Origin of the sequence: Cupriavidus campinensis, from assembly GCF_905397395.1 — a bacterium.
Taxonomy (GTDB): domain Bacteria; phylum Pseudomonadota; class Gammaproteobacteria; order Burkholderiales; family Burkholderiaceae; genus Cupriavidus; species Cupriavidus campinensis.
In genome coordinates, this window is the sequence record NZ_CAJPVH010000142.1 from 1 (window position 1) to 1,309 (window position 1,309).

General features: G+C 70.1%; 1 protein-coding gene. It reads right to left on the bottom strand.

Features of this window, described 5'->3' with window-relative positions:
• Positions 1 to 78: 78 nt before the first annotated feature.
• Positions 79 to 1,309 (bottom strand): ATP-binding protein (locus KHO18_RS28230; protein ID WP_211944319.1); only part of this gene is annotated, 1,231 nt, incomplete at its 5' end.

Genomic DNA, 1,309 nt, shown 5'->3' on the forward strand with positions numbered 1-1,309 from the left:
CGAGCAGCAGAAGCGCCGCCGTTGCGAGCCCGCGCCGCACGCCGGGCCGGCCGGCCCGGGCGCCCAAGCTGCCGCCTCTCATGCCGTCCTCCCTTCCTTGCGCAATTCCCGGGCGATGCCGCGCCGCAAGTGCGCGGCGCCGAAGCGGCCGCTGCCCTCGCGGCTGGCCTGCAACGCGGCAAAGCGCAGCACGTTGACCATGGCGCCGCCGGACAGCGCGTGCTGCTCGGCCAGTGCCGGCAGATCCACATCGGGCGCGAGCCTGTCTGGGTCGCGGATCAGGCTGTGCCACAGGCGCAGCCGCTGCGTGGCGTCGGGCATCGGGAAATAGATCATCGATTGAAAGCGACGGGCGAATGCCTCGTCGATATTGGCGCGCAGGTTGGTCGCCAGGATCACGGTGCCGGGAAAGTCCTCCACGCGCTGGAGCAGATAGGCCACTTCCTGGTTGGCATGGCGGTCGTTGCTGCTCTGCGTGGCCGAGCGCTTGCCGAACAGCGCGTCGGCCTCGTCGAAAAACAGGATCCAGCGGCGGCTCTGTGCCTGGTCGAACACCGTGGCAAGGTTCTTCTCGGTCTCGCCGATGTACTTGGACACCACCATCGACAGGTCGATGCGGTACACGTCCACCGCGGCGTCCTGTCCCAGCAGCGTGGCGGTGAGCGTCTTGCCGGTGCCGGGCGGCCCATAGAACAGGCAGCGATAGCCGGGCTTGACCGCCTTGCCCAGCCCCCAGGCATCCATCAGCGCAGGCCCCTCACGCAGCCAGGCGCGGACGATGTCGATTTCGTCCATCACATCGGGCGCGAGCACGAGGTCGTCCCATCCCAGTGCCGTGACGATACGGCGCGCCGGAAACCGCGCGTTGTAGTCGGGCTTGTGCCACACGCCGGTTTGCAACCGCTGCAGCGTCTCCGCGCCCGGATGCAGCGCACCGGCCAGTTGCGGCTCGCTGCCCACGCCGCCGTCCAGGTGCACCAGGCCGGCGCAGGCCAGCGGATGCTCGCTGTCGAACAGCCTCAGCGCCTGAATGCGCATGGCGAGATCGTCGCCGGCCAGCAGGAACGCGGCGGTCTCGCCGGTCGGGAGGAAGCCGCCGTGGTACTTGGCGCGCGCGCCGCCGAATTCGGTGAACGCGCGGTCGAAATCGCGGTTCTTGACGAAGAACAGGTCCAGCGCGGAGGGGCGCAGATGGGGCGCCAGCGCGAGCGCGAGCACCAGGCGCTCGGGCACGCCGAGCACGTGTTCTGCCACCAGCGCAGCCAGCGCGCTGCCCGCCGGCAGCTCGGGCGGCGGTGGCCACGTCACC